We start from the raw sequence: 24800 nt of genomic DNA, 5'->3' as shown, positions 1-24800 counted from the left end.
ATTTAATGCGGTTTCAACAAATCTGGCTTTTTGTTGTTGCCGAACTGACAGTAAAAAATAGTTGCTGAATTTGAACTTAGGTTCGATTTTTGAGGTTCATTAGTTGCTGTATTCTTCAATAAAAATTTAAATAGGAGAAGCAAAATGAAGAATACTGGAATAAATATTAAAAGTGAGGCGGAACTTATTAAGCAAATAAAAAATGGTGAGGATGAAGCTTTATTAGACTTATGTTTTCGCTATAAGCCATTGATTAATAAGGTGAAAAGTTTGTATCATGTTCGCTATTATGACAGTCAGGATTGGGAACAGGATGCGATGATTATTTGTCACGATTCTGCAATAAGTTTTGACCTAAATAAAGGAAAATTCGGTAGCTATTTTAAAACACGACTGATCAATCATGCACGCTCACTTGTAAGATATGATAATGCCTATCGGAGGCAGGCTTTGAAACAATCAGTTTCATTAGAAACAGCCAAGAAAAACAATTTATTGCCTTTAGATAAATCATTTGTTTCTATACCAGAAATTCCTTTAAGTGAAAATATTGCTATTTTGACCAGTAAGTTGTCTCATTTGGAGACCAATGCGCTATTGGTGGGCTTGGGTGTGATAGAACAAAAAGAAGTTATCCAAAAACTAAAAATTAGTAAATTAACTTTATCAAGAGCGCGTTCACGTCTTGCACAGAAAATGCGTCAAACATTGCTTAATTAGTATTTTTATAGTTGATATCTGGAAATTGCGGTATAATTGTTTTTGTAGAATAAATTTTAGGAGGTAGTTAAGATGGCTGATGAAGTTATGAAGACCGCATTGTTAGATCGTCACATGAAAGAAGTTTTTGACTGGAGTGATTCAGATCTTCCAGTTAGAGATGCCCTTTGGGATTATTTTATGGAAAAGAATGGCAGAGATACCATTAAAACGGAAGAAGCTATGCTTCCATTCCTGAAAGACTCTGACGATAAAATCGAATCCTTCGTAAATGAAAATCTTAAGAAGTAAATCCGACTAATACAATGTTCTACGCACTGTGGTCACGCATTTGTTTGGCTACTACAAAGGCGGTTGCTTGAATGAGCAACTGCTTTTGTTTTGTAATAATTAAGTTTACAAGTAATTATTAAATTAATTGCTTAAGTTAGCCATTTTTGCTAAAATACAATAGTTTGGAAGTGAGATTATGGCAGTGAAAAAAGCATCATTAGCTTGCAGCATCTGTGGCTCTCGTAATTACTCAATCGCTGCAAGTAAGAATCGCACTCAGCGCCTTGAATTAAAAAAATATTGTAAGCATTGCGGTAAAATGACATTACACAAAGAAACGAGGTAAATTATGGTTAAATTCTTTAAGAGTGTAGTTGAGGAAATGAAGCTGGTTACTTGGCCAACAGCAAAACAAAACCGGCACGACACTGCAATCGTAATTGTTTCCTCGATTTTGTTTGCTGCGTATTTAGGTTTACTTGATCTGCTATTTACTAATGTTACACAAATAGTTATGTAATAGCGCAGCTGATTGATTTGTGGTACAATTATACTAATTAGAAAAGTCCTCTGACGCAAGAGGCTTTTTTGTTTGCCAAAAATATAAGGAGAATATGTAATAATGGTAGAAACTACTAAAAAGCAATGGTATGTGCTTCACACTTATTCCGGTTACGAAGACAAGGTTAAATCTGACTTATTGTCGCGAGCTCAAAGCATGGGGATGCAAGACTATATTTTTCGAGTAATGGTTCCTGAACAAGAAAAGATTGAAAAGGTTAACAACAAGAAAAAAGAAGTCGAAGAAAAAATCTTCCCTGGTTATGTTCTTGTTGAAATGGTAATGACCGATGAAAGTTGGTTTGTTGTGCGGAACACACCAAACGTAACAGGATTTGTCGGTTCACACGGCGGTGGCTCTAAGCCATCGCCACTTCTAGAAGACGAGGTCAACAGGCTTTTACGTCAACAAGGTGAACCAGCTAAAAGACCCCAAATTGACTTTGAAGTTGGTGAGACTGTTACGATCATTGATGGGGCCTTTAACGGTGTTGAAGGCAAAATTACTGAAATTCAACCAGATAAATATAAATTGTTTGTTTCCGTTGATATGTTTGGTCGTGCTACTACCACTGAGCTTGATTATGATCAAGTAAAGAAAATTAGTTAGTAATAAGTCAATTATTGCAAAATTACTAAATCGATGATAATATATTAAAGTACTTTTATTATTGTGGGAGGAAAAGTAGGTAACTTTTCCATTTTAACCACGCACGGAATCAAGGAGGTTTTGACCGTGGCAAAGAAAGTTATAAATGTTGTTAAATTACAAATACCAGCTGGTGCTGCAACACCCGCTCCTCCAGTTGGTCCAGCTTTAGGTCAAGCTGGTATTAACATTGTTGGCTTTACTAAGGACTTCAATGCTAGAACTGCTGACCAAAAAGGCATGATTATTCCTGTAGTCATCACAGTATATGAAGATCGTTCATTCGAATTCGTAACTAAGACTCCACCAGCTCCAGTACTTTTGAAGCAGGCTGCTAAGATTGACAAGGCATCCGGTGAACCTAATACCAAGAAAGTTGGTAAGGTAACCAAGGATCAAGTTAAGGAAATTGCTGAAACTAAGATGAAGGACCTTAACGCTGCTGATGTCGAAGCTGCTATGCGGATGATCGAAGGTACTGCTAGAAGCATGGGTATCGAAGTCGAAGACTAATCCTGTTATTTATAACAATTTAGGTGGGAGAGCTTTAGCTCGCTTAACCACATATTAAGGAGGAAATCACATGCCAAAGCATGGTAAAAAATATTTAGAAGCTGCTAAAAAAGTAGATTCAAAGAAATTATATTCAGTTGCTGAAGCAATGAAGTTAGTTAAAGAAACTTCATACGCAGGCTTTGATGCTTCAGTTGAAGTTTCATACAACTTGAGCGTTGACCCTAAACAAGCAGACCAACAAATTCGTGGCTCACTGGTTTTGCCGAATGGTACTGGTAAGACACAAAAGGTCATTGTTTTTGCTGAGGGTCCTCAAGCTGAACAAGCTAAGGCTGCTGGTGCTGATGAAGTTGGTTCTGACGACTTAGTTGAAAAAGTACAAAACGGTTACTTAGACTTTGATGTCGTGGTTGCTACACCAACAATGATGGCAAAAGTTGGTCGTTTAGGTCGTGTGCTTGGACCAAAAGGTTTGATGCCAAACCCTAAGACTGGTACTGTTACAATGGATATTGAAAAAGCCGTTAAGAATGTAAAAGCTGGTCAGGTTGAATATCGTGTTGACCGTCAAGCTGCTATTCACGCAGCAATTGGTAAAGTTTCATTTACTGATGAACAATTAATTGAAAACTTTGATGCATTGCGTGACGTTATTTTACGTGCGCGTCCATCTGCCGCTAAAGGTCAATACATTAAGAGTGTAGCTGTGGCTGCAACCTTTGGACCTGGGATTAAACTTGATCCATTAAATCTGGACTAAAATTGAACAATTAATTAAAGCAACTTTGCGATAGAGCAGGTTGCTTTTTTTATCTATTTACGAGTATTTATGATTGGTCAAAGGTAAAAGTTTTGATAAACTAGAGCTAAATTTTATTTGTTTAATTGAGGGAATCATATATGAGAAAAAGTAATTTAGGCAGACTGCTGACATTAATATTATTTATGTCCCTATTTTTGACAGGTTGCAGTCAAAACCGAGAAAAAATTACTATTGTTGGCTCCAGTGCCTTACAACCTTTAATAGAACAAGCTGGCAATGACTATCACCTAGCCCACATGAGCAGCAACATTGTAGTCCAAGGTGGTGGCTCCGGTACAGGACTAAGCCAAGTGCAAGCAGGGGCCGTTGAAGTTGGTACTTCTGATGTTTTTGCTGAAACGCAAAAAGGCATTGATGCAAAGAAATTAGAAGATTATCCTGTGGCAGTAGTTGGTATTGTGCCAATTGCAAACAAGGGTGTCGGAGTTAAAAATTTATCTACTAAACAACTTTCTGATATTTTTACTGGTAAAATTAAAAATTGGCGTCAAGTGGGTGGCAAAAATCAGTCAATCATTGTGATCAACCGTTCTCGTGGGAGTGGTACGCGATCGACATTTGAGGACTTGGTTCTAAATGGAAAAGAAGCAATTAATTCTCAAGAACAGGATTCAAATGGAACTGTCAAAAAAATTGTCAATTCTACACCGGGTACTATTTCTTATATTTCTTTTCCTTATGCTAATGACCAAAATATTCAAAAAATAAGTATAAATAACGTTCAACCAGATAATAGAAACATACCTACGAACAAGTGGCCACTTTGGTCTTATGAGCATATGTATACAAAAGGCAAACCGAATAAGGCTACTGCAGCTTTTATTAAATACGTATTGAGTAAAAAAGTTCAAAAAGATTTAGTTCCTAAAATTGGCTATATAAGTGTACATGAAATGAAAGTTGCGCGTGATAGTCAAAATAAAATTACGAAGATAGGTAAATAAAATGGCAAAAAAAGAACAAGATTTACAACAAGTTGTTGAGAATGCTCTTGCCGAACAAAAAGTACCACATGTTAAGTTCAAAGGTATTGATCCCAAAAATATTGATGTTGATCGCTTAACTAAGCCATCAAAAGAAACACGACAAGAATGGTGGGGCAGAGGATTAACATTTTTGGCAATTATATTAATAGGAATATTAATAGTTGCAATCATTGGTTTTGTTGGCATGCATGGGTTAGCAACCTTTATTGATAATAAAGTGAACATTTTCCATTTTCTGTTTTCTACTGACTGGAATCCTAATGCTGGTAAAAACCATGTTGGAGCAGCTGCGATGATTGTAACTTCATTTGCTGTAACACTTTTGGCAGCACTAATTGCAACACCATTTTCGATTGCCGTGGCACTATTTATGACAGAATATGAATCTGGTAAGAGAGTGCAGTTACTGCAATCCGTAATGGAGCTCTTAGTAGGTATTCCTTCTGTAGTTTATGGCTTTATTGGCTTAATGGTAGTTGTTCCAGCTGTTAGAACTATTTTTGGAGGAACAGGTTTTGGCATCTTGACTGCCACGTTAATACTTTTTGTAATGGTTCTGCCCACAATCACTTCTCTTACTGTTGATGCGTTTAAAGCTATTCCCAAAGATTTGCGAAAGTCTTCAGCAGCTCTTGGTGCTACGAAATGGCAGACTATATATCACGTTGTGCTGAGAGCAGCTCGCTCACGTATCATGACAGCCGTTATTTTCGGTATGGCTCGTGCTTTTGGTGAAGCTTTAGCTGTGCAAATGGCAATCGGGAATGCAGTCTTAATGCCATATAACTTGGTTAGCCCAGCAGCAACGTTAACTAGTCAGTTAACTAGTCAAATGGGCAATACTGTTATGGGTACCTTGCCTAACAATTCATTATGGTCTTTGGCACTTTTGTTATTAATTATGTCACTGGTATTTAATTTCTTGGTACATTTAATTGGAAAGAAGAGTTAGTAGTATTATGAACGCAAAAAAAACAAATAGAATTGCTACTGGCGTGATTTATTTCTTAGTTGGAATCGTTGTACTTCTTTTGGTTGGTATTCTTGGTAATATCTTAGTTTCGGGATTACCGCATTTATCGTGGCATTTCTTGAGTTCAGAATCGTCCTCTTTTGAAGCAGGCGGTGGAATTAGAGACCAATTATTTAATTCTATCTATCTTTTATTACTTACCTTACTAATTTCAATGCCAATTGCACTCGGTGCTGCCATTTATTTAGCCGAATATGCTCCTGATAACTGGTTCACTCAGTTAATCAGAACCACGATTGAAATTTTGAGCTCTTTACCTTCAATAGTTGTTGGTCTGTTTGGCTATCTTTTATTTGTGGTTCAGTTCGGATTTGGCTTTTCAATTCTCGCTGGCGCTTTAGCACTAACTTTTTTCAACTTGCCAACTCTTACTAGTAATATTGAAGAAGCTATTAAAGGTGTTCCTCAAACTCAAAGAGAAGCTGGCTGGGCTCTGGGTTTATCTAATTGGAAGACCATTCACGGCATTGTATTGCCAGCAGCCCTGCCAGGAATAATTACTGGTGTTATTTTGAGCGCTGGACGTGTTTTTGGTGAAGCTGCAGCTTTGATTTATACCGCAGGGCAAAGTGGTTCAACGGTTGATTATTCTAACTGGAATATGTTTAGTCCTACTAGTTTTTTGAATGTAATGCGTCCAGCAGAAACGCTAGCTGTACATATTTGGAAAGTAAATACTGAAGGGATAATTCCAGATGTGAATGTGGTTTCTGCTGGAACATCAGCTTTATTGGTAATTGTTGTCATCATCTTTAATTTTGGTGCCAGAGCACTAGGAAATTGGATATATAAACGGTTGACAGCCGCTAAAATAAAGTAAGGAAGCTTTTTATGGAAAATTGGCAAAAACAAAAAACCTACATTAAGACCTTTCCTGAAGATGACTGTGCAATTTCAACTAATGATTTGAGTGTTTTCTATGGTGGTACAGTTCAAAAGTTGTTTGATGTTAGCTTAGGCTTTAAGAAAAATACAATTACTGCATTAATAGGAGCATCTGGTTCAGGCAAATCAACATTTTTGCGCTCACTTAATCGTATGAATGATCGTGTGGCACGAGTTGACGGCAAAATTATGTTTCATGGCCTTAATGTTAATCAGAACAAAATTAATGTTTATGAATTGCGGAAGGCAATTGGAATGGTTTTTCAAAAGCCTAATCCTTTTCCGAAGTCAATTAGAGAAAATATCACTTATGCCTTAAAAGCAAACGGTCAGCAGAATAAAAAGAAACTGGATCAAATTGTAGAAGAAAGTCTCAGAGCTGCGGCTTTATGGGATGAGGTAAAGGATAAACTCGACCAAAGTGCATTGGCACTATCAGGGGGTCAGCAGCAAAGACTATGCATTGCGCGAGCGATTGCTCTAAAACCCGAAATTTTACTTCTTGACGAGCCTGCTAGTGCTTTAGATCCAGTGTCTACTGCTAAGCTTGAAGATACTTTAAAGCAGTTGAGAAAGAAATATACCATGGTTATGGTAACGCATAATATGCAGCAGGCTTCAAGAATTAGTGAATATACAGCATTCTTTCACTTGGGACATGCGTTAGAATATGATACTACTACAAATATTTTCACCAACCCTCAAGGTGAAATTACTGAGAAGTACATTCAGGGTAGTTTTGGATAAAGGTGGCGTTATTGATGACAAATGTGATGGAGGCTAAAAATGTTAAACTTAAGTATGGCAGTTTTGAAGCTTTACATGGTATAAGTTTAGCTTTTCCCGCTCAAAAATTGACTGCCTTAATTGGACCATCTGGCTGTGGCAAATCTACCTTTTTGCGCTGTTTAAATCGTATGAATGATGATATTGACGATATTAATATTACTGGTGAGATACTTTTAGAAGGAAAAGATATTTATCATTCCCATATTGATTTAGTTGCTTTACGTAAGAAGGTGGGAATGGTGTTTCAACAGCCCACGCCGTTTCCATTTTCAGTTTTTGATAATGTAGCTTATGGTTTACGCATAGCTGGTGTTAAAGATAAAGATCTGATTGAACAGCGTGTTGAAGAAAGTTTGAAGCAAGCTGCCATTTGGAATGAAACTAAAGACAGCCTGCAGCGTAATGCTCTTGCTTTTTCAGGGGGACAACAGCAACGTATTTGTATAGCTCGGGCTCTGGCAATCAGACCGGAAGTTGTTTTACTTGATGAGCCGACATCTGCTTTAGATCCAATATCGAGTTCAGAAATTGAAGAAACGTTAATGGCTTTGAAACAGAAATATACTTTTATTATGGTGACACACAACTTGCAACAGGCGAGTCGGGTTTCAGATCAGGTAGCTTTTTTAATGAATGGTGAATTGATTGAATCAGGTTCGACACAAGAAATGTTCTTGTCACCTAAAAAAGAAATGACAAACAATTATCTTAACGGCCGTTTTGGCTAATTTTGGAGGTGGATTATGCACGAAATATTTTTAGATGAACTGAAAAAGTTGAACGCTCAGTTTATGGAAATGGGAGTCTTGGTCAATGATTTGATTGACAAGGGTACGCGTTCATTCGTTGAACATGATAAAAAGACGGCGCAAGAAATGATTGCCGAAGACAAGGAAGTCGCAAAAGAAGCAGTTAAAATTGAAAAAAAGGCTTTGGAATTAATGGCATTGCAACAGCCGGTTGCGACAGATTTTCGCGTTGTTATTAGTATCTTAAAAGCTACAACGGACTTAGAAAGAATTGGCGAAAATGCGAATAGCATTGCCGTTGAAACTGTCAGAGTCAAAGGTAATCCACGTCTGCCAGAAGTTGAAAAAGTAATTTCCAACATGACCCATCAAGTGCGTGAAATGTTGGTTCAAGTGTTAACTGCTTATGTTCAAGAAAATGAAAAAGATGCTAGAAAAATGGTACTTGGACATGCTAAGGTTTTTAAAGATTATAAGAATGCCAGACAAATGATTATAGACGGGGTTGAGCGGGAACCTGACGCCGCTGTAGCTTCTGCCAGTTACTTTGTTATCATCAGATTACTAGAGAGAATAAGTGATCATATTGTGAACCTGGCCAGTTGGGTAATTTACAAAACTTCAGGTGAATTATTTGAGTTAATAAAACCTAAGCCGAAAAAGAACTGATTAGCTTGCAATTAAGTTATATTCCTGTTATATTTAATAAGGTAAATTCTACCTAAGACTCGGGTGGCATGACGCCTTAATTTCCCGCCGAGGCCAGAAGATGTTGATGAGTTTAAAGCTCCATGTCTTTCTTGGCATGGAGTTTTTATTTGGGCCTGATGGAATTTATTATTAAATTTGATGGAGGTGAAATCGATTGAGTAAAGCTGCTATTGCTGAAAAAGAAAAGTTCGTTGATGCGTTTGCTGAAGAACTTAAAGCTGCTAAAGCAATCTTAATAATTAACTACTTGGGTTTAACTGTTGAAGAAGTTACTAACATGCGTAAGGAACTTCGTGAAAACGATGTTAACATGAAGGTTGTTAAGAATACTTACTTAAGACGTGCTGCTGCTAAGGCCGGTATAGAAGGTCTTGATGAGACTTTTGTAGGTCCTACTGCTGTAATTTATACTGATAATGCTGATGACATTACCGAACCAGCTCGTATCGTTTCAAAATACGAAGATGATTATGATGTTATCGATATTAAGGGAGGTATGCTGGAAGGTAAATTGACTTCTAAAGAAGAAATCAAGGAACTTGCTGCCATTCCTGGTCGCGAAGGCTTATTGTCAATGCTTGTTTCTGTATTACAAGCTCCAGTACGCAATTTCGCATATGCTGTTAAAGCTGTTGCTGATTCAAAAGATGAATCTGCAGAATAAATAAAATAATTTATATCTAAAAATTTCGGAGGATAAAATAAGTATGGCTTTAGATACTGATAAGATTATTGAAGACTTAAAAGGTGCTTCAATTCTTGAATTAAATGACCTGGTAAAGGCTATTGAAGATGAATTTGGTGTTTCTGCTGCTGCTCCAGTTGCTGCTGCAGGTGCCGCTGGTGGCGAAGCTGCTGCTAAGTCAACATTTGATGTTGAATTGACAGAAGCTGGCCAAGAAAAAGTTAAGGTTATTAAGGCAGTTCGTGATATTACCGGTCTTGGCCTTAAGGACTCAAAAGATCTTGTTGATGGCGCTCCTAAGAACGTTAAGGAAGGCGTTTCTGAGGATGAAGCTAACGACATTAAATCTAAGCTTGAAGATGTTGGTGCTACAGTTACATTGAAATAATTGTAGTCCAATCGGACAAGTTAAAAAAAGGCGTGTTTGCAATTTGCAAATACGTCTTTTTATTTTTCAAGAGATTTTATTAAAATTGGACTTAAGCTAAAGGCTTTTAATTATTTTTTACATAATTCTTCTGACAATACCATCAGGATAGTGAACTGATAAATACTTTGAATTGTGTGAGTTCCAGAAATTGTCTTGCAGACTGGAAACTCCAACTCCGCCGTTGTCAGTATAGGGACTATCATGTAAAAATAATCCTTTTCCGAGGTAGATTCCAACATGGGCTAAATGACCATCGTCTTTATCATCGAAGAAAATGAGATCGCCACGTTTTTTGTTTTTATAATTAACGGGTTTGCCATTATAACATTGACTAAATGTGGTTGATCCTAGATGATGGCCTGCTTTAGTAAAAAGATAATTCATAAAACTAGAACAGTCAAAATGTCTTGATTTTTCGTCATATTTGGAATGACCAATCATTTTTTCACCGATTTTGATACTGCGTTCAAGCGACTTTTTGTTGCCTTCTAGAGCCTTTAAATTATATTTGATATTTTTTCCTAAAATCCAATAATTTTGTCCCCGATGTTTAAAACGATAATATACTGCATGCAAGTTAGTATGGGCAATCATATTGACATGAACCCATTTATTCTTCAAATGCAAATTTTTGCTAGTTCCTATTTTTCTGGCATCATTAGTGTGGGCGGGTAAGTTATACAATTTGGCATTTCTGACAATTTTCATTTTATAATTGATTTTATTTTTAGTTAATAGAAACTGATTGAAAGCTTTTTTATTTAACCATCCGTACTTTGTCTTAACAAAAGTCCCTTTGTTAGTTTTGGCTAATTTGCTGTAACTAATTTGTCTTTTATACCAATTTTTGGCTGAACGCTTTTTGCCAGTTAATGTTTTACTAAAGCGATAATGGGTTTGGTAAATTTTACCACTACCTTTTTTCTTAGAATAGACAACCTTTGGCACTTCTTTGTGCTTTTTATTAGTGTTAATTGCCCCGTTTGAACCAGAGTTATTATCGTTCGTATTAGAATCTTCTATCTGGTTATTGTCAGAATTAGAATCATCACTAGTGTCAGAATTAGATTGAGTTTGCTCTTTTTGCTCATTGTTCTGCTGATCAACAATACTTGGTGTATTAGTAGTTGCAGCAGAAACTCTTTCATTAAAAATAAATGTGCTCATAAGTGATAAGCTGATAGCCACTAAAAATAATTTGGATTTGCTTAACATTTTAGCTCCAATCAATTTTAAAAAAATTTAACTACATTTACCATTTTATAATATAATGAAATTTATAGTTAATTAATTTTAAAATATCACTTGTAATTTTAAATTTGAAAATGTTTAGGGAGGTATAGGTGCAAGTCAAAAATAAGTTTATTTTTGGACTTTTTTCTATAATAGCAGCTTTTTTTGTTAGCGCTTCAGTAGCTCATGCTGATGAAACCATTCAAATAGACAGCAATAGTGCAAACAATGAAGTGGATCAAAAAATTAAAAAGAAAAAACATAAAACTACAGTTTATAGTCACACTCAAGACAAATCAGTTGGCCAATATACTAAGTATTTTCATGGAAAAAAGCCTAAAACCAAAGCAAAAGCTTACCTAGTTTTGGATCGTAAAACTGGAGAAGTATTGTTGGCAAAAAATGCGAAGAAGCGTTATTTAACAGCATCTACTGGGAAACTAATGACGATTTATTTAGCCAGGCGCAAGCTTGCCCGTAATCCGCATGATTGGCAAAAAAAGCTCAAGTTTTCTAGCTCTTTGGTAAAAATGGCCAAGAATCCTAACCTTGACTGCTTTCATGTAAAAAAAGGCAAAAAGTATACTATCAAAGAGATCATGTCTTCAGCAATAATTGATTCCGACAATAACTCTGCAATTCGATTGGGTCAATGGGTTGCAGGTTCAAATAAGAAATTCATCACAATGATGAATAAACAGGCAAAGCTATGGCATCTTTCTGCAAATTTCGTATCAGCTTCAGGGCTTGAAAACAGTGATATAGCACCTTATGGTTATTATGTTAAAGGTGCTTGGAGTTCAGGAAACTTATTGTCGGCAAAAGATCTAGCAATAATTGGTTATCATGTTGCTCATGATTATCCCAGTTTGATGAAATTTTTTGCCACACCTGAGATGTATGTGGCAGGCCAGAAATTACATAACTATAATGATACGTTACCTGGTCGTAAATATAACGTTAAATCCTTCAAAACCGATGGCATGAAAACAGGCTGGACACCGCGATCAGGCTATTGCTTTGTTGGAAGTTGTAACAAGGGCAACGGACGGATTGTAGTGGTATTGCATGACAAAGATGAGTTTTTGGATGCGAATAAATTAGTAAAATTTACGTATAAGCATCGTAGTTAGTCGACATATTAAAGAAGGTGAGTAATGGATAGTGAAAATAAAAAAGAATAAATTTGTAATAGTTAGCTTTTTAATTATTCTTGGCGGATTCATATTAAATTTTGGGCAAAAGAAAATCTTTGCAAAATCCGTTAGTGAAATTCCACAGGAATATATGCGTAAACCGATTAGTTATACTAAATCTTCTGAAATTAAACCATATCCTCATGGGATGAGCGCTAAAAAAGATAAGATAGTAGTTTCATTAAAAAAGCAGCGCGCGTATTTGATCCGTGGTCGCAAAACCAGATACGAATTTTATGTTTCAACTGGAGCACATAACTCAACACCTAAGGGACATTTTCGTATTAATACTTATCGGGCACCGTGGTTTTATTCTGCCAGTGAGAAAATGGGTGCAAGATTTGCGGTAGGCTGGCTGCAAGGCGGCTTATATCTTTTTCATGAAAATCCGCGGAATATTCATCATAAATTAATTAAAAAGGTAGCTAACAAATTAGGTAAAAAGCCAACCTCTCATGGTTGTATTCATTTAAGCACAAGCGATGCAAATTGGTTCTATCAAAAAGCACCAACTGGACTAAGAGTTATTATTAAATAAAGGAGAAAGCAATGAAAAAATTTAATTATCGTAAAACTGTCGCAGTACTATTAACTTTTACAAGCATAGCAAGCGGTTTGTCTTTTGGCTCAGCGACCACAGAAGCTAAGAAAGTTTCCAGCAGGGTGGTTTTGAAAGCACCAGCTGTTAAAAGGGTAAAAGTCAAAAAAAGAACATATTACTATAATAAAAAAGGCAAGAAGTTAAAGAAAAAGATTTTGAAAAAGGGCAAGAAGCTAACGGTTGTTAAAAAAGCCAAAAAAATAAAAGGAAAAAAGTTTTATCTGGTAACTAAAAATAGATTTGTCCTGGTAAAAGATGTTGCAAATATTAAGTCAAAGGTTAAAAAGCCACAAAAACAGCCTGTAAATCAACCTACTCAATCTAATTCAGGTAATTCTGCCAATCCAGTAGATACTAATAAACCAGTAAGTTCAGCTAATACAGGCACAACACAACCTGCACAAAATAATTCTACAATTGCTGATTTTTCAATTAGTGAATTTAGGCAAGAGTTTTTAAAAGAATTAAATAATGAAAGAACAAAACGGGGGTTAAATACAGTAGCAGAAGATTCTCGTTTAGATGAAGTTGTACAGGAAAGGACCAAACTACTGCCTAATAATTTTGCTCATGTGGATGCGAATGGAAAATTTATCTTAAATGACTTCTTTGATAAGGCCGGAATTAGTCGTAACAGTACCTCTGAATGTCTAGCGATGTTTCCTTGGGGTTGGACAATGGATCATTCAAGCAACCAGCTTGTTGAGGCCCCACATGGTGGCACTAGTGCTTTAGTAGCCGATAACATGGTTTATGAATATATTTATGATGACGCTGCATCCAATTGGGGCCACCGTGACATTCTGCTTAATCCTAAGGATAAGACAATTGGACTTGGTGCAGTAGTAGATAACAACAGCGATCAAATTTATTCATCGGTTGGAGTTACATATTAAGTAAAAAAATGTAGACTCGTCAAAGGTTGCCTGATAACAATGAAATACAACAAGTGATTTAATTAATAATATTAAACGTCCTTTGAGGTAAAAATGAAGCATCTTAAACCTGCCAAAATTTTGGCTTACATAACTATAGGGTTAGTCAGTCTAGCCTTGCCGTTAACTGCAAAAAGCTCTGAAATAAAGGCATCCTATAATGAATACAATTATTATAGCCTTAAGCATCTAATTCCAAAAAAAACATCCTAAAAAGTATGATTACTTCTATAAACTGCAAAAAAAGGCCTCTAAAAAAGCCTATGCTAAGAATCCCTGGGTTCATATGAATGGTTATGTTGTCACCGATCATAGTGGATATACCAAATACACTAAAAATATGAAACCAGTTAAATCTTCATATTATCCGAGATTTAAACAATTAAAGGCTCACGCGGTTAGTGCCGACTTTTCAAAGGGTAACTTCATTATGCACTATAAAACTAGAGATAATGCAATAATTCATGGCATAGCTTTTAAGAAAAAACAGAATATCAAGGTCAAAAGAATTAAATTAACTCCTGATATTTTGCTTAAAGCTTTTTATAAAGATTTTATTGATCCAAAAGGTGATTTTAAATTAAAAAAGGGTAACGAAACAAATTTTCTTGCATCTAAAAAGCAAAAACATTTTTATCACAACTGGAAGATTGATACCTCTGATACTATGAAAGATACTGTAGCTGATTTTATGGATACAGTTCGTTTTGTTGATGTTGAGATAAATGATCCCAGTTACGGCTATCATTATATATTCTTTAAAATAGATAAATTTAAGAAATATAAAAACTATGTGAAGTTTCGCATGCTTTACGGTATTTACTAATATCCAAGAAACTAATTATGTTGGAAAATATCTTTTAAACATAATTAGTTTTTTTGTATTTGCAAAAAATGACATGTCCGTTAAAATTATCTGGATAAGGTTTTAGAAATGAGCGAATTATGACTGACAAAGAAAACCAAATGTATTTTGCTGAGAACCCCACTTCTCAGCATGATGAGCATATAATTGATTATCAAGTCAACGGCATTGATCTCAAATTTACCACTGATGCCGGAGTTTTTTCGAAATTACGCGTGGATTATGGTTCAGGTGTTTTAATTAAGAAAATGCTTGATGTTGATTTTCCTCAAAACAATATTTTAGATGTTGGCACCGGATATGGACCAATCGGTCTTTTTGCAGCTAAATTTTGGCCAAAGCAAACAGTAGAAATGATAGACGTTAACCTGCGTGGATTAGATCTAGCAAAAAAGAATGCTGAGCTTAACCATATAGATAATGTTGCTATTTTTTCTTCTGATATTTATAACAATATTGCATCAGCAAAGAAATATGGCTTAATTCTAACTAATCCACCGATTCGAGCTGGTAAAAAAGTTGTTTCAAATATTCTGTCTGGTGCGAAAAATCATTTGGTAACTGATGGGGTTTTACTAGTAGTAATTCAAAAAAAACAAGGTGAGCCGAGTGCCCGTAAATTATTAACAAAAACTTTTGGCAACTGTACCATTTTAAAAAGAGATAAAGGTTACTATGTTTTGCAGGCGGTGAATAATTAATGTCATTTTCAAGTGCAGAAAAAAAAGACTTTATGCAATTAGCTTTTCAGCAAGCAAAAAAAGCCCAAGATTTAGGAGAAGTTCCAATTGGAGCTGTAATTGTTGATTCTGCAGGGCAAGTTATCGGGGAAGGCTTTAATCGGCGCGAATTGGACCAAGACGCGACTCAACATGCTGAAATGATTGCTATCAGGGAAGCTTGCTTAAAGCTTGGCACTTGGCGTTTAATAGACTGTAGTCTTTTTGTCACCCTAGAACCCTGTCCTATGTGTGCAGGTGCGATTATTAACTCTCGCCTTAAGAGTTTGTATTTTGGAGCACTTGACCCTAAAGCTGGTGCGGCTGGTAGCGTTGTCAACCTTTTTGATATTGAAAAATTTAATCATCATCCTAACGTTATTCGGGGACTATACCGTGAAGAAGCGAGTCAGATGTTAAAAGATTTTTTTAAAGATATTAGACAAAAACAAAAAGCGGCAAAAGACTCCGGCAAAAATTTCGCAAATTAGTGGAAAAATACCTTAAAATACGTTAATATATCTTATGGGCAATGTTTGACCTCCAAAGCGTGTCAGGACCGGAAGGTAGCAGCACTAAGGTTGCTCGGGCATGTGCCTTTTATTAGACAATTACAAACTCTTAACTCTTGCGAAAGAGTTAAGAGTTTTTTACTAGGGAAGACTGATCAATGGCTTATCAAGCGTTATACCGCAAATGGAGACCTCGCACTTTTGATAGTGTGGTTGGTCAAGATGATATTACGGATACTTTGAAAAATGCAATTAAGCGCGGTACAATATCCCATGCCTTTTTGTTTGCTGGTCCACGGGGAACTGGAAAAACTTCCTGTGCAAAAATTTTGGCTAAGGCATTGAATTGCAGCAATTTGCAAGATGGAGAGCCCTGTAACAAGTGCGCCAATTGTCTTGCAGCCGACAAGGGTGCAATGGCAGACATTATGGAGATCGATGCGGCTTCTAACAACGGTGTTGATGAAATACGCGATATTAGAGATAAAGTTAAGTATGCTCCAACTCAAGGTAAATACAAAGTCTACATCATTGATGAAGTTCATATGCTGTCAATGGGTGCGTTTAATGCTTTGCTTAAAACTCTTGAAGAACCACCGGAGCATGTTGTTTTCATTCTGGCCACTACGGAATTGCAAAAAGTGCCAGCGACTATCATATCAAGGACTCAGCGTTATAATTTTAAGCGTATAACTCAGGCTGACCTTGAACAAAGAATGAAGTATATTCTTGAGCAAGAAAAAATCAGTTATGATGAAAAAGCCTTAGCCGTAATTGCTCAAGTAGCTGACGGTGGTATGAGGGATGCCTTAAGCATCTTAGACCAACTTTTAAGTTTTGATAAAAACAAAGTTGAATATGATGCGGCTCTTGAAATAACAGGTTTTGCTGATAAAGAAAAGATCGAACAGATTTTATTAGCAATTTTAAATAATGATACAACTGAAGCATTGTCTTTGGCGCAGACAGAACTTGAAAATGGTGCCAGTTCAAAAAACATTTTAGATGAGCTCATTGAAATGGCGACTAATGCATTAATGGCTGTCAAAACTAACGACAGCAACCAAAACTTCTTTTTAAGCGATGATTTTGTTGAACAGATTAAAGAAGTTGATCCTGACCGCTATTTTCAACTGATTGCATCCGCGAACACTGCATTAAATGATTTACGCTATACTAATCAGCAACAGATTCCACTAGAAGTCTTTTTAGTTGAATGTGCTGGCAAACAAAATAGCAAAGTTGGTTCTGAAAATGTTTTGGCCGATTCGGAAAGTCAAAGGAATGCAAATACTGATTTGACTAGTGAATTAGAGGCATTAAAAAAGCAGGTTGCAAACTTAACTAAAAAAGTTTCTAATTTAAGCAAAAAGCAAACCCAAAATAGCGATAAGATTTTTCATCTTGACAGTACCGTTTCTGATCGAATTGATACTAATAAAAGTAAAAATGCCAAAGCAAAAACTGTTTCCAAACCTAGAAAAACAATTAGAAGTAGAAAAAAGGCTAATGAACAAAATCGGAAACAAGTTTATCATGTCTTAGAAAATGCCACTAAGGATGATCTTGTGGCTATCAAAAATGTTTGGCCGGATCTGCAGTCAGTTTTAGGCGTATCGCAACGTGCTTTGCTAGATGTGCTGAATCCTGTTGCAGCCAGTTCAAATCAGGTAGTAATGAAATGCAAATATACTCTTTGGTTTGAAAAAGCCAGCGAAGATGGTAATTTACTAGATGTATTGACAGATGAAATTGCTAAATTTACTAAGCATAATTATGAAATAGTGCTGGTACCTGATGAAGACTGGTCTACTGTGCGGACAGAATTTTTGCAAAAGCATGGCAAAGAACTGCTTAATAAGCAAAAGCAATCAGATTCAAGTTCAGAACAAGACGAGTCAAGCAATCAGGTTGTAGAAAAAGCTAAAGAGCTATTTGGTGACACAGTAAATGTTAAAGACTAAAATTTAAAGGAGAAAAAAATATGAGTAAAAGACCTAATTTTGGTGCTATGGGCGGCATGAATATGCAACAAATGATGAAGCAGGCTAAGAAGTTGCAAGAGCAAATGGCGCAAGAGCAACAAAATATTACTGCACAGGAATTTGTAGGCAAGTCAGCAGATGATTTGGTTGTAGCTACTTTTAGCGGAGATCGCAAAATGAAAAATATTACCATTGATAAAGAGGCGATTGACCCTGATGATCCTGACATGTTGCAAGATTTAATTATTGATGCGGTTAATAAAGGATTAGAGGAAATTGACCAAGCTACCCAGCAAAGTTTAGGCAAATATACGAAGGGCATGATTTAATTGCAATATCCAGCGCCAATTGCGCATTTAATTGATTCTTATATGAAATTACCTGGTATTGGTGAAAAAACAGCTACAAGGCTTGCATTTTATACTTTAGATATGCCAGATGAAGATGTTCATAGTTTTAGTACTGCACTAAAAGAGGTGAAAGAAAAGCTTCACCGTTGCTCTATATGTGGCAACATTACAGAAAAGGATCCGTGTACTATATGCAGTAATCCTGAACGTGATCAATCGACCATTATGGTAGTTGAGCAGCCAAAAGATGTGATGGCTTTTGAAGATATGGGTGAATATAGCGGGTTATATCATGTTTTGCACGGAGTTTTATCCCCAATGGATGGTATTGGCCCAGAAGAAATTAATATTAAGTCATTAATAGTTCGTCTACAAAAGCAGGATCGCGTAAAAGAAGTCATTTTGGCTTTAAATTCAACTCCAGAAGGAGAATCAACAGCCATGTATATTAGTAAACTAATCAAACCAGCTGGTATTAAAGTAACCAGGCTAGCAGCAGGTTTGGCTGTAGGCAGTGATATTGAATACGCTAATTCAATTACCTTAAAACGAGCAGTACAGGGGAGAACTTCAATCTAATGGCACGTAACAAAATAAAAAATATGGGTGATAAGTGGTTAATGGCTACTATTGAAGACTTGCAGGAAAAGATTGCTGTTCAAAAAAATCTTGATCCGACAACACTAGATATGTCTGAAGACAATGTAGTGACAGGTAAAATTTTAAGAGCCAAGTATTCCTTTTTATATGATGAAGCGCGTCACCGTCATACAAGATTTAGTGGTTTTACTAATGCAATTTCAGATTAAAGTCCTTTTTCAAAAGGGCTTTTTATTTTGATGAAAAATTAAAAGTACGTTGGGGTGTTCATATAAAGATAACTCTTGTAAAATAGAGACATGGAGAGTTTTATGAAGAGTTATTTTATCAGTTTTGAAGGTCCGGATGGGTCAGGAAAAAGTACAGTTTTAAAGCAAGTTGTGGCGGAAATTGGGCCTAGGCTTAAGACACAATATCTAGTAACCAGAGAACCAGGAGGCTCAAAAATTGCTGAGAAAATCCGGCAATTAATTTTGGATCCGGTTAATGAAGAAATGTCTGCCAAAACTGAAGCATTGCTTTATGCAGCTTCTCGCAGTCAGCACATGTTTGAAACCGTGATACCAGCACTTAAAGCAGGTAAAATAGTTTTTTCAGATCGTTTTGTTGATAGTTCATTAGCCTATCAAGGAGCAGGACGAGAATTAGGTATTGCTGCAGTAAAACAGATTAATGATTTTGCTACAAGTAAAATTGAACCCGATCTAACTATTTTTTTAGATGTTAAACCGCAAGTTGGATTAACCAGAATTGCTAAAGAAAGAGCCGGTCAAGAAGATCGTTTGGAACAGGAAAAATTAAATTTTCATCAAAAAGTTTATCAGGGTTATCAAGAAGTAATTAAGGCTCATCCTGAAAGAATAAAGGTTGTTGACGCAAATAAACCTTTTAATTTAGTAGTAGAGGATTGTGTTAAAATAATTGCAAACCGATTACCAGTAGATTTGTTAAAGGACTGATTAAAATGAAGTTAATAGTTGCAATTGTTCAAAAAGAAGATGCTAATAGATTGCAGCGTACTTTTGTCAAAGAAAATATTCGTGCGACTAAGCTGGCTACAACTGGCGGATTTTTAAGTGAGGGTAATACTACTTTTCTTATCGGTATAGATGATAAACATGTCAAGCAGGTTTTGCGCATCATTAAGGAAGAGTCTAAATCCCGTGAAGAATATATGAACCCTAATTTGGTGATGACAGGTTTTGAAATGAGTAGCCAACCAGTAAAAATTACGGTTGGGGGAGCTACGTGTTTTGTTTTGCCTGTTGAAGAATTCAAGCAATTCTGATGTCGGTCGATATTAGAGAAAGAGGCAAGAAACAGTCTGAACTTTTGCGTCAAGCTTTTGAGCAAAACAAATTGGCGCATAGCTATTTATTTGTTGATGCCAATGAAATTCAAGCATTAAATACTGCCTATTGGCTAGCTTGCCTTTTTAATTGTAGCGGTATTGAAAAACCGGATGGTACATGTCAGAATTGCAGGCAAATTATTTCCGGTAACCACCCTGATGTGTTACTGGTGAAGCCTGAAGGCAAACAAAATTTAGGAATTGATCAAGTTCGGGTTTTGAAGGAAGAATTGGCTAAAAGTCCGGTTCAAAGCAGTGTCCGCTTCTTTATTATTAATGAAGCCCAGAAATTAACTTTGCCTGCTGCTAATGCTTTACTTAATTTATTGGAAGAACCTATTGCGCCTGTTGTTACTATTTTAATCACAAATAATACCGATCAAATTTTGCCCACTATTCGTTCACGTACTCAAATTATTAATTTTACGCTCAATCAAAAAAACCATGATAAAAACGAAGAATTACTGGCAAATGGTTTTAGTCCGAGCGAAGTTGACTCATTGGTAGATACAGCTAAATTAGATAAAGGAACCAAATATTTTTACCAAGAAATGCTTGAACATAACTCACTTTCACTTGTGAGTGCACATCAGTTAGCAGAAATGGCAAAAAGCAAAAGTGAGCAAAATTACGTTCTCTTTTTACTTAAAAAATGGGCTCAAGCAGAATTAAATGGCAATAATCAAGGAAGCAGGGCAAGAATGTTAAAGTATTTGCTTGAAATTGACAAAATGCAATACAGCAATGTTAGTTTTCGCAATTTACTCGATTTTCTTGCTTTACAATGGAAGCGGTAGGTGTTCATGGTGGATTCTTATTCAAAGTTAGAGCAACTTCATGATTCGATGGTTAGTATGACCAAAACAATCGAAAGTTTAGAAAATAGTATTTTAGAAACATTAAAAGAAAATACTGAATTAAAAGTAGAGAATCAATTGCTGCGTGAAAAAATGGACAAAATGAATAGTGCCCATAATAATAATACAGTTAAAACTCAGAGTGGCCTTGAATCTTTACGGCAAATTTACAGCTCAGGTTACCATATTTGCAATATGTACTATGGCTCTCACCGTGATCCTAATACTGACTGCATGTTTTGTTTGGATATTCTTGATAATTTTGGCGAGAAAAAGAAAAAACATTAAAGGATTGATTAAATGCAAAGGCAAAGTAGTTATGGTCAAGACAGCGGCAAACTTTATTTAGTGCCAACTCCTATTGGTAACCTTGAAGACATTACCCTTAGAGCAAAAAGAATTTTACAGGAAGCTGATTATATTGCTGCTGAGGATACTAGAACAAGTGGCATCCTGCTTGAAAAAATTGGGGTTCATAATCATATGCTTTCCTTTCACAAATATAATTCAAAAGAAAGGGCACCGGAATTAATTAAGCTAATGAAAGATGGTGCGGTTATTGCTGAAATTAGTGATGCGGGGATGCCTGTCATTTCAGATCCGGGATACATTTTGGTGCAAGAATGTATCAAAAATAATATTCCCGTAGTTCCTCTGCCTGGTGCCTCGGCATTTGCTACTGCCTTAATTGCTTCCGGCTTTGACGCCCAACCCTTTACCTATTATGGCTTTTTACCACGCAAAAAAAGTGAGCAACAGCCTTTTTTTGAACAAATGAAAGAAGCACGAGCTACCTCTATTTTTTATGAAGCACCACACAGATTAATAAAAACTCTCAATAACATGTCCGCAATACTGGATTCTGAACGAAAAATTGTTGTTGCCAGAGAGCTTACAAAAATTCATGAAGAATTTATTCGTGGTACAATCAGTGAGGTTACAGATTATTTTGAACAAAATGCTCCTAGAGGTGAATTCGTTGTTTTAATTTCTCCTAATGCCGCTCAAGAAACGCAATTGTCGTGGGCCGAATTAATTAAAGCGGTGAACCGGTTGGTTGACACAGGAGAAAGTAAAAAATCGGCGATTAAGACAGTAGCTCAAGAAAATAATGTTTCAAAAAATGAGTTATATGAACGTTATCATCAAAAGTAGGTGAAAGTATGAAGTATAGTGAAAAGCATATAGTAAATTATTATGAGTGTGATGAAAATAAAAATTTGAAATTGCCTGCAATGATTGATTTAATGATGAGCGTTTCAGAGCATCAATTAGACTCAGGCAATGGCAGTACAAGTGCGTTAACTAAAAGAGGATTAGGCTGGGTTGTAACACAATATCATATTGAAGTGGCGCGTCTGCCCAGACCAAATGAAGAAATTACCATCACAACCGAACCATTCGGCTATAACCGTTTTTTAGAATATAGAAATTATGCTTTTACAGATCAAAATGGCAATGACCTGATAACTGTTAAGAGCGAATGGGTGCTATTTGATTTAAAAACTCGTAAACTGGTTTCCACAGATAAAGAAATGATGGCTGAAATTGGCGTTCCACTTCTAAAAAAATTACCTCGTTTTCCTAGGTTGCGAGTTCAGGATGAATATCAAAATGAGAGACAATATCGGGTACGTTATGATGATTTGGATACAAACCATCACATGACCAATGGCCACTATTTTAACTGGTTTATTGATACATTGGACCGTGACTTTTTGAAAAACCATATTGTCAAGACTATTGATATTAAATTTAACCTTGAAGTGCGCTATGGGGAAGAACCATATTCGCGCGTGAGCGTAATTAAAGACGAAACAGGTATTAAATCTTATCATACAATTGCAGATGAAGACAAAAATGACAAAGCTGTTTGTGAACTAACTTGGCACAAATTATAATATAATTATTTTTTGTGTTCTCACAAAAATTAACTGAAGAAAGAAAGTGCTGAAAATGACTATTAAAGAGATGCTTAAGGTCGAATTGCGTGATCTTGTCCTTTTAGGAATTATCGTGGCAATGAAAATTATTCTTAGTCGTTTTACAGTTGGAACAACAATTGTGCATGTTAGCCTCGGATTTATAGGCAGTGTAATGCTAGGTTATTTGTTTGGTCCAGTCTGGGGAAGCATTGGTGGTGGAATTAGTGATTTGGTTTCATCAGCTCTATTTGGCAATCAAGGAGGGTTTTTCCTTGGCTTTACATTGAGTGCAATGATAGGTCCTTTTATTTATGGCTTGGTTTTTTATCAAAAGCCAGTTAAAGTATGGCGGATAATTCTTGCAACTCTATTAGTAACTTTTGTTGTTAATATAGGGCTAAATACTTTATGGGTGCACCTTCTTTACGGGATGGACTTTCGCGTTGTCCTTATTCAACGAATACCTAAAGAAGCGATTACTCCGTGGTTAGAGATGATTATTAGTTACTTTGTATTAAACGCCATTTCACGCGTGAGAATCAAAAGGTAATTTTGAAAAGAGTATAAAAATTTTAGAATGAAAATTTTGAGTATGTCGACTGCGACAAATAATTTAAGTGTAGCTTTAAATGATAATGGTGAGACTATTGCGGAAAAAAATGAATATGATGCCCGCAATCATAGTGCTCATTTGGATCCTTTAATTGATCAAATTTTAAAAGAACATAATCTGAAATTAGCTGAAATTGATCGCTTTGCCGTTGCGATAGGGCCGGGTTCATATACAGGTTTGCGAATAGGTGTGACTACTGCTAAGATGTTTGCCAGCATATTACATAAAGATGTAATTGGTGTGTCTACTTTACAAGCTTTAGCTTCCAGTTGCAATGAACAAACAGCGTTAATAGTAGCAGGTATAGATGCTCGCAATAATAACTATTTTGCCGGTGCTTATATAAATAAGGAAAATGGTAATGTACCTGTCTGCGTGATTCCGGATGGTCACTATCACATTGATACTCTTTTAAGTGCAATATCAGAATATTGTACAGCTAACAATTTAGAAAGAGTGATTTATGTTGGGACTGGCTTTGAAAAGCAGGAAGAGGCTATAAAAAAGACAAATATTTCTTTCAGTTTAGGCATGGAAAAGCAGAATGTTGTTCATGCTGGTTTAATAGGTAAGCTGGCTCTGAATGCTCAACCTGATGACCCTGATCAATTATTGCCGAATTATTTGCGGCGCACGCAAGCTGAAATTGACTGGCATAAAAAGACAGGGGAAGCCTATAAACCAGATAGCAATTATGTGGAAGAAGTTTAAACATTTTGGGTCTTTTTGGCTTTTAGCAAAAGGAAAAAAGTTTATTAAGTTTGCCCCAGAAAAAATCACTGTGAATCAATCTATTCTGAGTGTCAGGCAAGCCCAAGTTAAAGATATTTCTGCAATATTGTTATTGGAACAAAGTCTTTATCAGGGGAAACAACCGTGGAATTCAATGGCTTTTCATACTGAAATAAGTAGAAATGATTCACTATATTTAGCTGTATTGCAAACCCAGAGTGTCATTGGATTAATCGGTGCACGCTTTGACAGTAGTAATGCACATATTACTAATCTGATGGTTGATTCGGCCTGGCAAAAAAAGGGTATAGGTACTTATTTAATCAAAAAAGTGATTGAAATTGCTAAAAATAAAAACTGTAAAGAACTTAGTCTAGAAGTAAGAGTTGATAACTTGACTGCTCAAAATTTGTATTGCAAGTTAGGTTTTACAGTAAGTTTTGTGTGGCCTAATTATTACCAGAGTTCGCATCAAGATGCTTTTAACATGGTGCTTAAATTGACAAGTGACTAAAA

The 24800-nt window shown here is 35.9% G+C and carries 35 protein-coding genes, 1 other RNA gene and 1 other annotated feature; of the genes, 35 read left to right on the top strand and 1 reads right to left on the bottom strand.

Translation table 11 applies throughout. From position 1 onward, the window contains the following. The first annotated feature begins 144 nt into the window (after positions 1 to 144). The 15 genes from LDM92_RS02925 to rplL all read left to right on the top strand — a co-directional run bounded on the left by LDM92_RS02925 (position 145) and on the right by rplL (position 9768). Entirely contained in the window at positions 145 to 720 is a 576-nt protein-coding gene (locus tag LDM92_RS02925) for a sigma-70 RNA polymerase sigma factor region 4 domain-containing protein (protein ID WP_223901975.1), read from the top strand. 72 nt (positions 721 to 792) lie between these two features. Further along, positions 793 to 1011, top strand: coding sequence for a P8 family protein (locus tag LDM92_RS02920; RefSeq protein WP_034980340.1), 219 nt, complete (start codon positions 793 to 795; stop codon positions 1009 to 1011). 178 nt (positions 1012 to 1189) lie between these two features. Continuing rightward, positions 1190 to 1339, top strand: coding sequence for a 50S ribosomal protein L33 (rpmG, locus tag LDM92_RS02915; protein WP_187153829.1), 150 nt, complete (start codon positions 1190 to 1192; stop codon positions 1337 to 1339). Between the two features lie 3 nt (positions 1340 to 1342). After that, positions 1343 to 1513, top strand: a complete 171-nt coding sequence (secE, locus tag LDM92_RS02910) for a preprotein translocase subunit SecE (protein ID WP_045928406.1) — start codon at positions 1343 to 1345, stop codon at positions 1511 to 1513. Between the two features lie 102 nt (positions 1514 to 1615). Beyond that, positions 1616 to 2164 carry a transcription termination/antitermination protein NusG gene (gene nusG / locus LDM92_RS02905; protein WP_109586561.1) on the top strand — a complete coding sequence of 183 codons (549 nt, stop codon included), beginning with the start codon at positions 1616 to 1618 and terminating at the stop codon, positions 2162 to 2164. A 126-nt stretch (positions 2165 to 2290) separates the two neighbouring features. Then, complete coding sequence (gene rplK, locus LDM92_RS02900) at positions 2291 to 2716, top strand: 50S ribosomal protein L11 (RefSeq protein WP_034980336.1); 426 nt, start codon at positions 2291 to 2293, stop codon at positions 2714 to 2716. Positions 2717 to 2786: 70 nt separating this feature from the next. Then, positions 2787 to 3479: a 50S ribosomal protein L1 gene (rplA, locus tag LDM92_RS02895; protein ID WP_045928405.1), complete on the top strand. Its 693-nt coding sequence runs from the start codon at positions 2787 to 2789 to the stop codon at positions 3477 to 3479. Positions 3480 to 3619: 140 nt separating this feature from the next. Then, positions 3620 to 4486: a phosphate ABC transporter substrate-binding protein PstS family protein gene (locus tag LDM92_RS02890; RefSeq protein WP_223901974.1), complete on the top strand. Its 867-nt coding sequence runs from the start codon at positions 3620 to 3622 to the stop codon at positions 4484 to 4486. Position 4487: 1 nt separating this feature from the next. Continuing rightward, positions 4488 to 5480: a phosphate ABC transporter permease subunit PstC gene (gene pstC, locus LDM92_RS02885; RefSeq protein ID WP_034980330.1), complete on the top strand. Its 993-nt coding sequence runs from the start codon at positions 4488 to 4490 to the stop codon at positions 5478 to 5480. A 7-nt stretch (positions 5481 to 5487) separates the two neighbouring features. Then, positions 5488 to 6381, top strand: a complete 894-nt coding sequence (gene pstA, locus LDM92_RS02880; protein WP_223901973.1) for a phosphate ABC transporter permease PstA — start codon at positions 5488 to 5490, stop codon at positions 6379 to 6381. An 11-nt stretch (positions 6382 to 6392) separates the two neighbouring features. Beyond that, entirely contained in the window at positions 6393 to 7193 is an 801-nt protein-coding gene (pstB, locus tag LDM92_RS02875; RefSeq protein ID WP_223901972.1) for a phosphate ABC transporter ATP-binding protein PstB, read from the top strand. Positions 7194 to 7207: 14 nt separating this feature from the next. After that, complete coding sequence (gene pstB, locus LDM92_RS02870) at positions 7208 to 7963, top strand: phosphate ABC transporter ATP-binding protein PstB (RefSeq protein WP_045928401.1); 756 nt, start codon at positions 7208 to 7210, stop codon at positions 7961 to 7963. A 15-nt stretch (positions 7964 to 7978) separates the two neighbouring features. Then, positions 7979 to 8653 (top strand): phosphate signaling complex protein PhoU, encoded by a 675-nt coding sequence (gene phoU, locus LDM92_RS02865; RefSeq protein ID WP_223901971.1) that lies wholly within the window; start codon positions 7979 to 7981, stop codon positions 8651 to 8653. A gap of 33 nt (positions 8654 to 8686) precedes the next feature. Further along, positions 8687 to 8810: a sequence feature (ribosomal protein L10 leader region), on the top strand. Between the two features lie 39 nt (positions 8811 to 8849). Next, positions 8850 to 9359: a 50S ribosomal protein L10 gene (gene rplJ / locus LDM92_RS02860; RefSeq protein ID WP_045928399.1), complete on the top strand. Its 510-nt coding sequence runs from the start codon at positions 8850 to 8852 to the stop codon at positions 9357 to 9359. A gap of 43 nt (positions 9360 to 9402) precedes the next feature. Beyond that, positions 9403 to 9768, top strand: coding sequence for a 50S ribosomal protein L7/L12 (gene rplL / locus LDM92_RS02855; protein WP_045928398.1), 366 nt, complete (start codon positions 9403 to 9405; stop codon positions 9766 to 9768). A gap of 117 nt (positions 9769 to 9885) precedes the next feature. Here the strand turns inward: rplL and LDM92_RS02850 are convergent, their stop codons facing one another. Further along, a complete protein-coding gene (locus LDM92_RS02850; RefSeq protein ID WP_223901970.1) occupies positions 9886 to 10977 on the bottom strand; it encodes a C40 family peptidase in 1092 nt (363 codons plus the stop codon). A 176-nt stretch (positions 10978 to 11153) separates the two neighbouring features. On the opposite strand from LDM92_RS02850, the gene LDM92_RS02845 reads away from it, so the two are divergent. The 20 genes from LDM92_RS02845 (at position 11154) to rimI (ending at position 24798) form a co-directional block, all read left to right on the top strand. Then, the gene (locus LDM92_RS02845) at positions 11154 to 12176 is read left to right on the top strand and encodes a D-alanyl-D-alanine carboxypeptidase family protein (protein ID WP_223901969.1); all 1023 of its coding nucleotides are present in this window, start codon (positions 11154 to 11156) and stop codon (positions 12174 to 12176) included. Between the two features lie 31 nt (positions 12177 to 12207). Continuing rightward, complete coding sequence (locus tag LDM92_RS02840) at positions 12208 to 12777, top strand: L,D-transpeptidase (RefSeq protein WP_187160558.1); 570 nt, start codon at positions 12208 to 12210, stop codon at positions 12775 to 12777. A gap of 11 nt (positions 12778 to 12788) precedes the next feature. Continuing rightward, positions 12789 to 13736, top strand: a complete 948-nt coding sequence (locus LDM92_RS02835; RefSeq protein WP_223901968.1) for an SLAP domain-containing protein — start codon at positions 12789 to 12791, stop codon at positions 13734 to 13736. A 325-nt stretch (positions 13737 to 14061) separates the two neighbouring features. Beyond that, positions 14062 to 14601 carry a hypothetical protein gene (locus tag LDM92_RS02830; RefSeq protein WP_223901967.1) on the top strand — a complete coding sequence of 180 codons (540 nt, stop codon included), beginning with the start codon at positions 14062 to 14064 and terminating at the stop codon, positions 14599 to 14601. Positions 14602 to 14720: 119 nt separating this feature from the next. Then, on the top strand, positions 14721 to 15341 hold the full coding sequence (locus LDM92_RS02825; protein ID WP_223901966.1) for a class I SAM-dependent methyltransferase: 621 nt from the start codon (positions 14721 to 14723) through the stop codon (positions 15339 to 15341). Then, the gene (tadA, locus tag LDM92_RS02820) at positions 15341 to 15850 is read left to right on the top strand and encodes a tRNA adenosine(34) deaminase TadA (RefSeq protein ID WP_223901965.1); all 510 of its coding nucleotides are present in this window, start codon (positions 15341 to 15343) and stop codon (positions 15848 to 15850) included. The genes LDM92_RS02825 and tadA overlap by 1 nt, the downstream gene beginning before the upstream one ends. A 28-nt stretch (positions 15851 to 15878) precedes the next feature. Next, positions 15879 to 15972, top strand: an RNA gene (gene ffs, locus LDM92_RS02815) — signal recognition particle sRNA small type. 57 nt (positions 15973 to 16029) lie between these two features. Beyond that, positions 16030 to 17835, top strand: a complete 1806-nt coding sequence (gene dnaX, locus LDM92_RS02810; RefSeq protein WP_223901964.1) for a DNA polymerase III subunit gamma/tau — start codon at positions 16030 to 16032, stop codon at positions 17833 to 17835. Between the two features lie 20 nt (positions 17836 to 17855). Continuing rightward, positions 17856 to 18185, top strand: coding sequence for a YbaB/EbfC family nucleoid-associated protein (locus tag LDM92_RS02805; RefSeq protein ID WP_223901963.1), 330 nt, complete (start codon positions 17856 to 17858; stop codon positions 18183 to 18185). After that, entirely contained in the window at positions 18186 to 18785 is a 600-nt protein-coding gene (gene recR / locus LDM92_RS02800) for a recombination mediator RecR (RefSeq protein WP_223901962.1), read from the top strand. It begins immediately after the preceding gene. Beyond that, positions 18785 to 19015, top strand: coding sequence for a YaaL family protein (locus tag LDM92_RS02795; protein ID WP_223901961.1), 231 nt, complete (start codon positions 18785 to 18787; stop codon positions 19013 to 19015). The genes recR and LDM92_RS02795 overlap by 1 nt, the downstream gene beginning before the upstream one ends. Before the next feature lie 102 nt (positions 19016 to 19117). Beyond that, complete coding sequence (gene tmk / locus LDM92_RS02790) at positions 19118 to 19765, top strand: dTMP kinase (protein WP_223901960.1); 648 nt, start codon at positions 19118 to 19120, stop codon at positions 19763 to 19765. 5 nt (positions 19766 to 19770) lie between these two features. Continuing rightward, entirely contained in the window at positions 19771 to 20094 is a 324-nt protein-coding gene (gene darA / locus LDM92_RS02785) for a cyclic di-AMP receptor DarA (protein WP_223901959.1), read from the top strand. Further along, complete coding sequence (locus tag LDM92_RS02780; RefSeq protein WP_223901958.1) at positions 20094 to 20954, top strand: DNA polymerase III delta subunit-related protein; 861 nt, start codon at positions 20094 to 20096, stop codon at positions 20952 to 20954. The genes darA and LDM92_RS02780 overlap by 1 nt, the downstream gene beginning before the upstream one ends. Positions 20955 to 20963: 9 nt before the next feature. Next, positions 20964 to 21302 (top strand): DNA replication initiation control protein YabA, encoded by a 339-nt coding sequence (yabA, locus tag LDM92_RS02775; protein ID WP_223902193.1) that lies wholly within the window; start codon positions 20964 to 20966, stop codon positions 21300 to 21302. Between the two features lie 12 nt (positions 21303 to 21314). Beyond that, the gene (rsmI, locus tag LDM92_RS02770) at positions 21315 to 22169 is read left to right on the top strand and encodes a 16S rRNA (cytidine(1402)-2'-O)-methyltransferase (protein ID WP_045928386.1); all 855 of its coding nucleotides are present in this window, start codon (positions 21315 to 21317) and stop codon (positions 22167 to 22169) included. Between the two features lie 8 nt (positions 22170 to 22177). After that, positions 22178 to 22915, top strand: a complete 738-nt coding sequence (locus LDM92_RS02765) for an acyl-[acyl-carrier-protein] thioesterase (protein WP_223901957.1) — start codon at positions 22178 to 22180, stop codon at positions 22913 to 22915. 55 nt (positions 22916 to 22970) lie between these two features. Next, positions 22971 to 23489: a folate family ECF transporter S component gene (locus LDM92_RS02760; RefSeq protein WP_223901956.1), complete on the top strand. Its 519-nt coding sequence runs from the start codon at positions 22971 to 22973 to the stop codon at positions 23487 to 23489. 27 nt (positions 23490 to 23516) lie between these two features. Further along, positions 23517 to 24263 (top strand): tRNA (adenosine(37)-N6)-threonylcarbamoyltransferase complex dimerization subunit type 1 TsaB, encoded by a 747-nt coding sequence (gene tsaB / locus LDM92_RS02755; RefSeq protein WP_223901955.1) that lies wholly within the window; start codon positions 23517 to 23519, stop codon positions 24261 to 24263. Further along, positions 24247 to 24798, top strand: a complete 552-nt coding sequence (gene rimI, locus LDM92_RS02750; RefSeq protein WP_223901954.1) for a ribosomal protein S18-alanine N-acetyltransferase — start codon at positions 24247 to 24249, stop codon at positions 24796 to 24798. Before tsaB ends, rimI begins: the two co-directional genes overlap by 17 nt. The last annotated feature ends 2 nt before the right edge of the window (positions 24799 to 24800 follow it).

This window comes from Lactobacillus laiwuensis, assembly GCF_019972835.1.
Classification (GTDB): domain Bacteria; phylum Bacillota; class Bacilli; order Lactobacillales; family Lactobacillaceae; genus Lactobacillus; species Lactobacillus laiwuensis.
Note: the sequence above shows the minus strand (reverse complement) of the source record. Positions and strands in the feature narration are given on the sequence as shown.

Bases quoted from the DNA above. Each gene is read 5' to 3' on its own strand.
- LDM92_RS02925 (WP_223901975.1), top strand. From the start codon at position 145: ATGAAGAATACTGGAATAAATATTAAAAGTGAGGCGGAACTTATTAAG.
- LDM92_RS02920 (WP_034980340.1), top strand. From the start codon at position 793: ATGGCTGATGAAGTTATGAAGACCGCATTGTTAGATCGTCACATGAAA.
- rpmG (WP_187153829.1), top strand. From the start codon at position 1,190: ATGGCAGTGAAAAAAGCATCATTAGCTTGCAGCATCTGTGGCTCTCGT.
- secE (WP_045928406.1), top strand. From the start codon at position 1,343: ATGGTTAAATTCTTTAAGAGTGTAGTTGAGGAAATGAAGCTGGTTACT.
- nusG (WP_109586561.1), top strand. From the start codon at position 1,616: ATGGTAGAAACTACTAAAAAGCAATGGTATGTGCTTCACACTTATTCC.
- rplA (WP_045928405.1), top strand. From the start codon at position 2,787: ATGCCAAAGCATGGTAAAAAATATTTAGAAGCTGCTAAAAAAGTAGAT.
- LDM92_RS02890 (WP_223901974.1), top strand. From the start codon at position 3,620: ATGAGAAAAAGTAATTTAGGCAGACTGCTGACATTAATATTATTTATG.
- pstC (WP_034980330.1), top strand. From the start codon at position 4,488: ATGGCAAAAAAAGAACAAGATTTACAACAAGTTGTTGAGAATGCTCTT.
- pstA (WP_223901973.1), top strand. From the start codon at position 5,488: ATGAACGCAAAAAAAACAAATAGAATTGCTACTGGCGTGATTTATTTC.
- pstB (WP_223901972.1), top strand. From the start codon at position 6,393: ATGGAAAATTGGCAAAAACAAAAAACCTACATTAAGACCTTTCCTGAA.
- pstB (WP_045928401.1), top strand. From the start codon at position 7,208: ATGACAAATGTGATGGAGGCTAAAAATGTTAAACTTAAGTATGGCAGT.
- phoU (WP_223901971.1), top strand. From the start codon at position 7,979: ATGCACGAAATATTTTTAGATGAACTGAAAAAGTTGAACGCTCAGTTT.
- rplL (WP_045928398.1), top strand. From the start codon at position 9,403: ATGGCTTTAGATACTGATAAGATTATTGAAGACTTAAAAGGTGCTTCA.
- LDM92_RS02850 (WP_223901970.1), bottom strand. From the start codon at position 10,977: ATGAGCACATTTATTTTTAATGAAAGAGTTTCTGCTGCAACTACTAAT.
- LDM92_RS02835 (WP_223901968.1), top strand. From the start codon at position 12,789: ATGAAAAAATTTAATTATCGTAAAACTGTCGCAGTACTATTAACTTTT.
- LDM92_RS02830 (WP_223901967.1), top strand. From the start codon at position 14,062: ATGAATGGTTATGTTGTCACCGATCATAGTGGATATACCAAATACACT.
- LDM92_RS02825 (WP_223901966.1), top strand. From the start codon at position 14,721: ATGACTGACAAAGAAAACCAAATGTATTTTGCTGAGAACCCCACTTCT.
- tadA (WP_223901965.1), top strand. From the start codon at position 15,341: ATGTCATTTTCAAGTGCAGAAAAAAAAGACTTTATGCAATTAGCTTTT.
- dnaX (WP_223901964.1), top strand. From the start codon at position 16,030: ATGGCTTATCAAGCGTTATACCGCAAATGGAGACCTCGCACTTTTGAT.
- LDM92_RS02805 (WP_223901963.1), top strand. From the start codon at position 17,856: ATGAGTAAAAGACCTAATTTTGGTGCTATGGGCGGCATGAATATGCAA.
- LDM92_RS02795 (WP_223901961.1), top strand. From the start codon at position 18,785: ATGGCACGTAACAAAATAAAAAATATGGGTGATAAGTGGTTAATGGCT.
- tmk (WP_223901960.1), top strand. From the start codon at position 19,118: ATGAAGAGTTATTTTATCAGTTTTGAAGGTCCGGATGGGTCAGGAAAA.
- darA (WP_223901959.1), top strand. From the start codon at position 19,771: ATGAAGTTAATAGTTGCAATTGTTCAAAAAGAAGATGCTAATAGATTG.
- LDM92_RS02780 (WP_223901958.1), top strand. From the start codon at position 20,094: ATGTCGGTCGATATTAGAGAAAGAGGCAAGAAACAGTCTGAACTTTTG.
- rsmI (WP_045928386.1), top strand. From the start codon at position 21,315: ATGCAAAGGCAAAGTAGTTATGGTCAAGACAGCGGCAAACTTTATTTA.
- LDM92_RS02765 (WP_223901957.1), top strand. From the start codon at position 22,178: ATGAAGTATAGTGAAAAGCATATAGTAAATTATTATGAGTGTGATGAA.
- LDM92_RS02760 (WP_223901956.1), top strand. From the start codon at position 22,971: ATGACTATTAAAGAGATGCTTAAGGTCGAATTGCGTGATCTTGTCCTT.
- tsaB (WP_223901955.1), top strand. From the start codon at position 23,517: ATGAAAATTTTGAGTATGTCGACTGCGACAAATAATTTAAGTGTAGCT.
- rimI (WP_223901954.1), top strand. From the start codon at position 24,247: ATGTGGAAGAAGTTTAAACATTTTGGGTCTTTTTGGCTTTTAGCAAAA.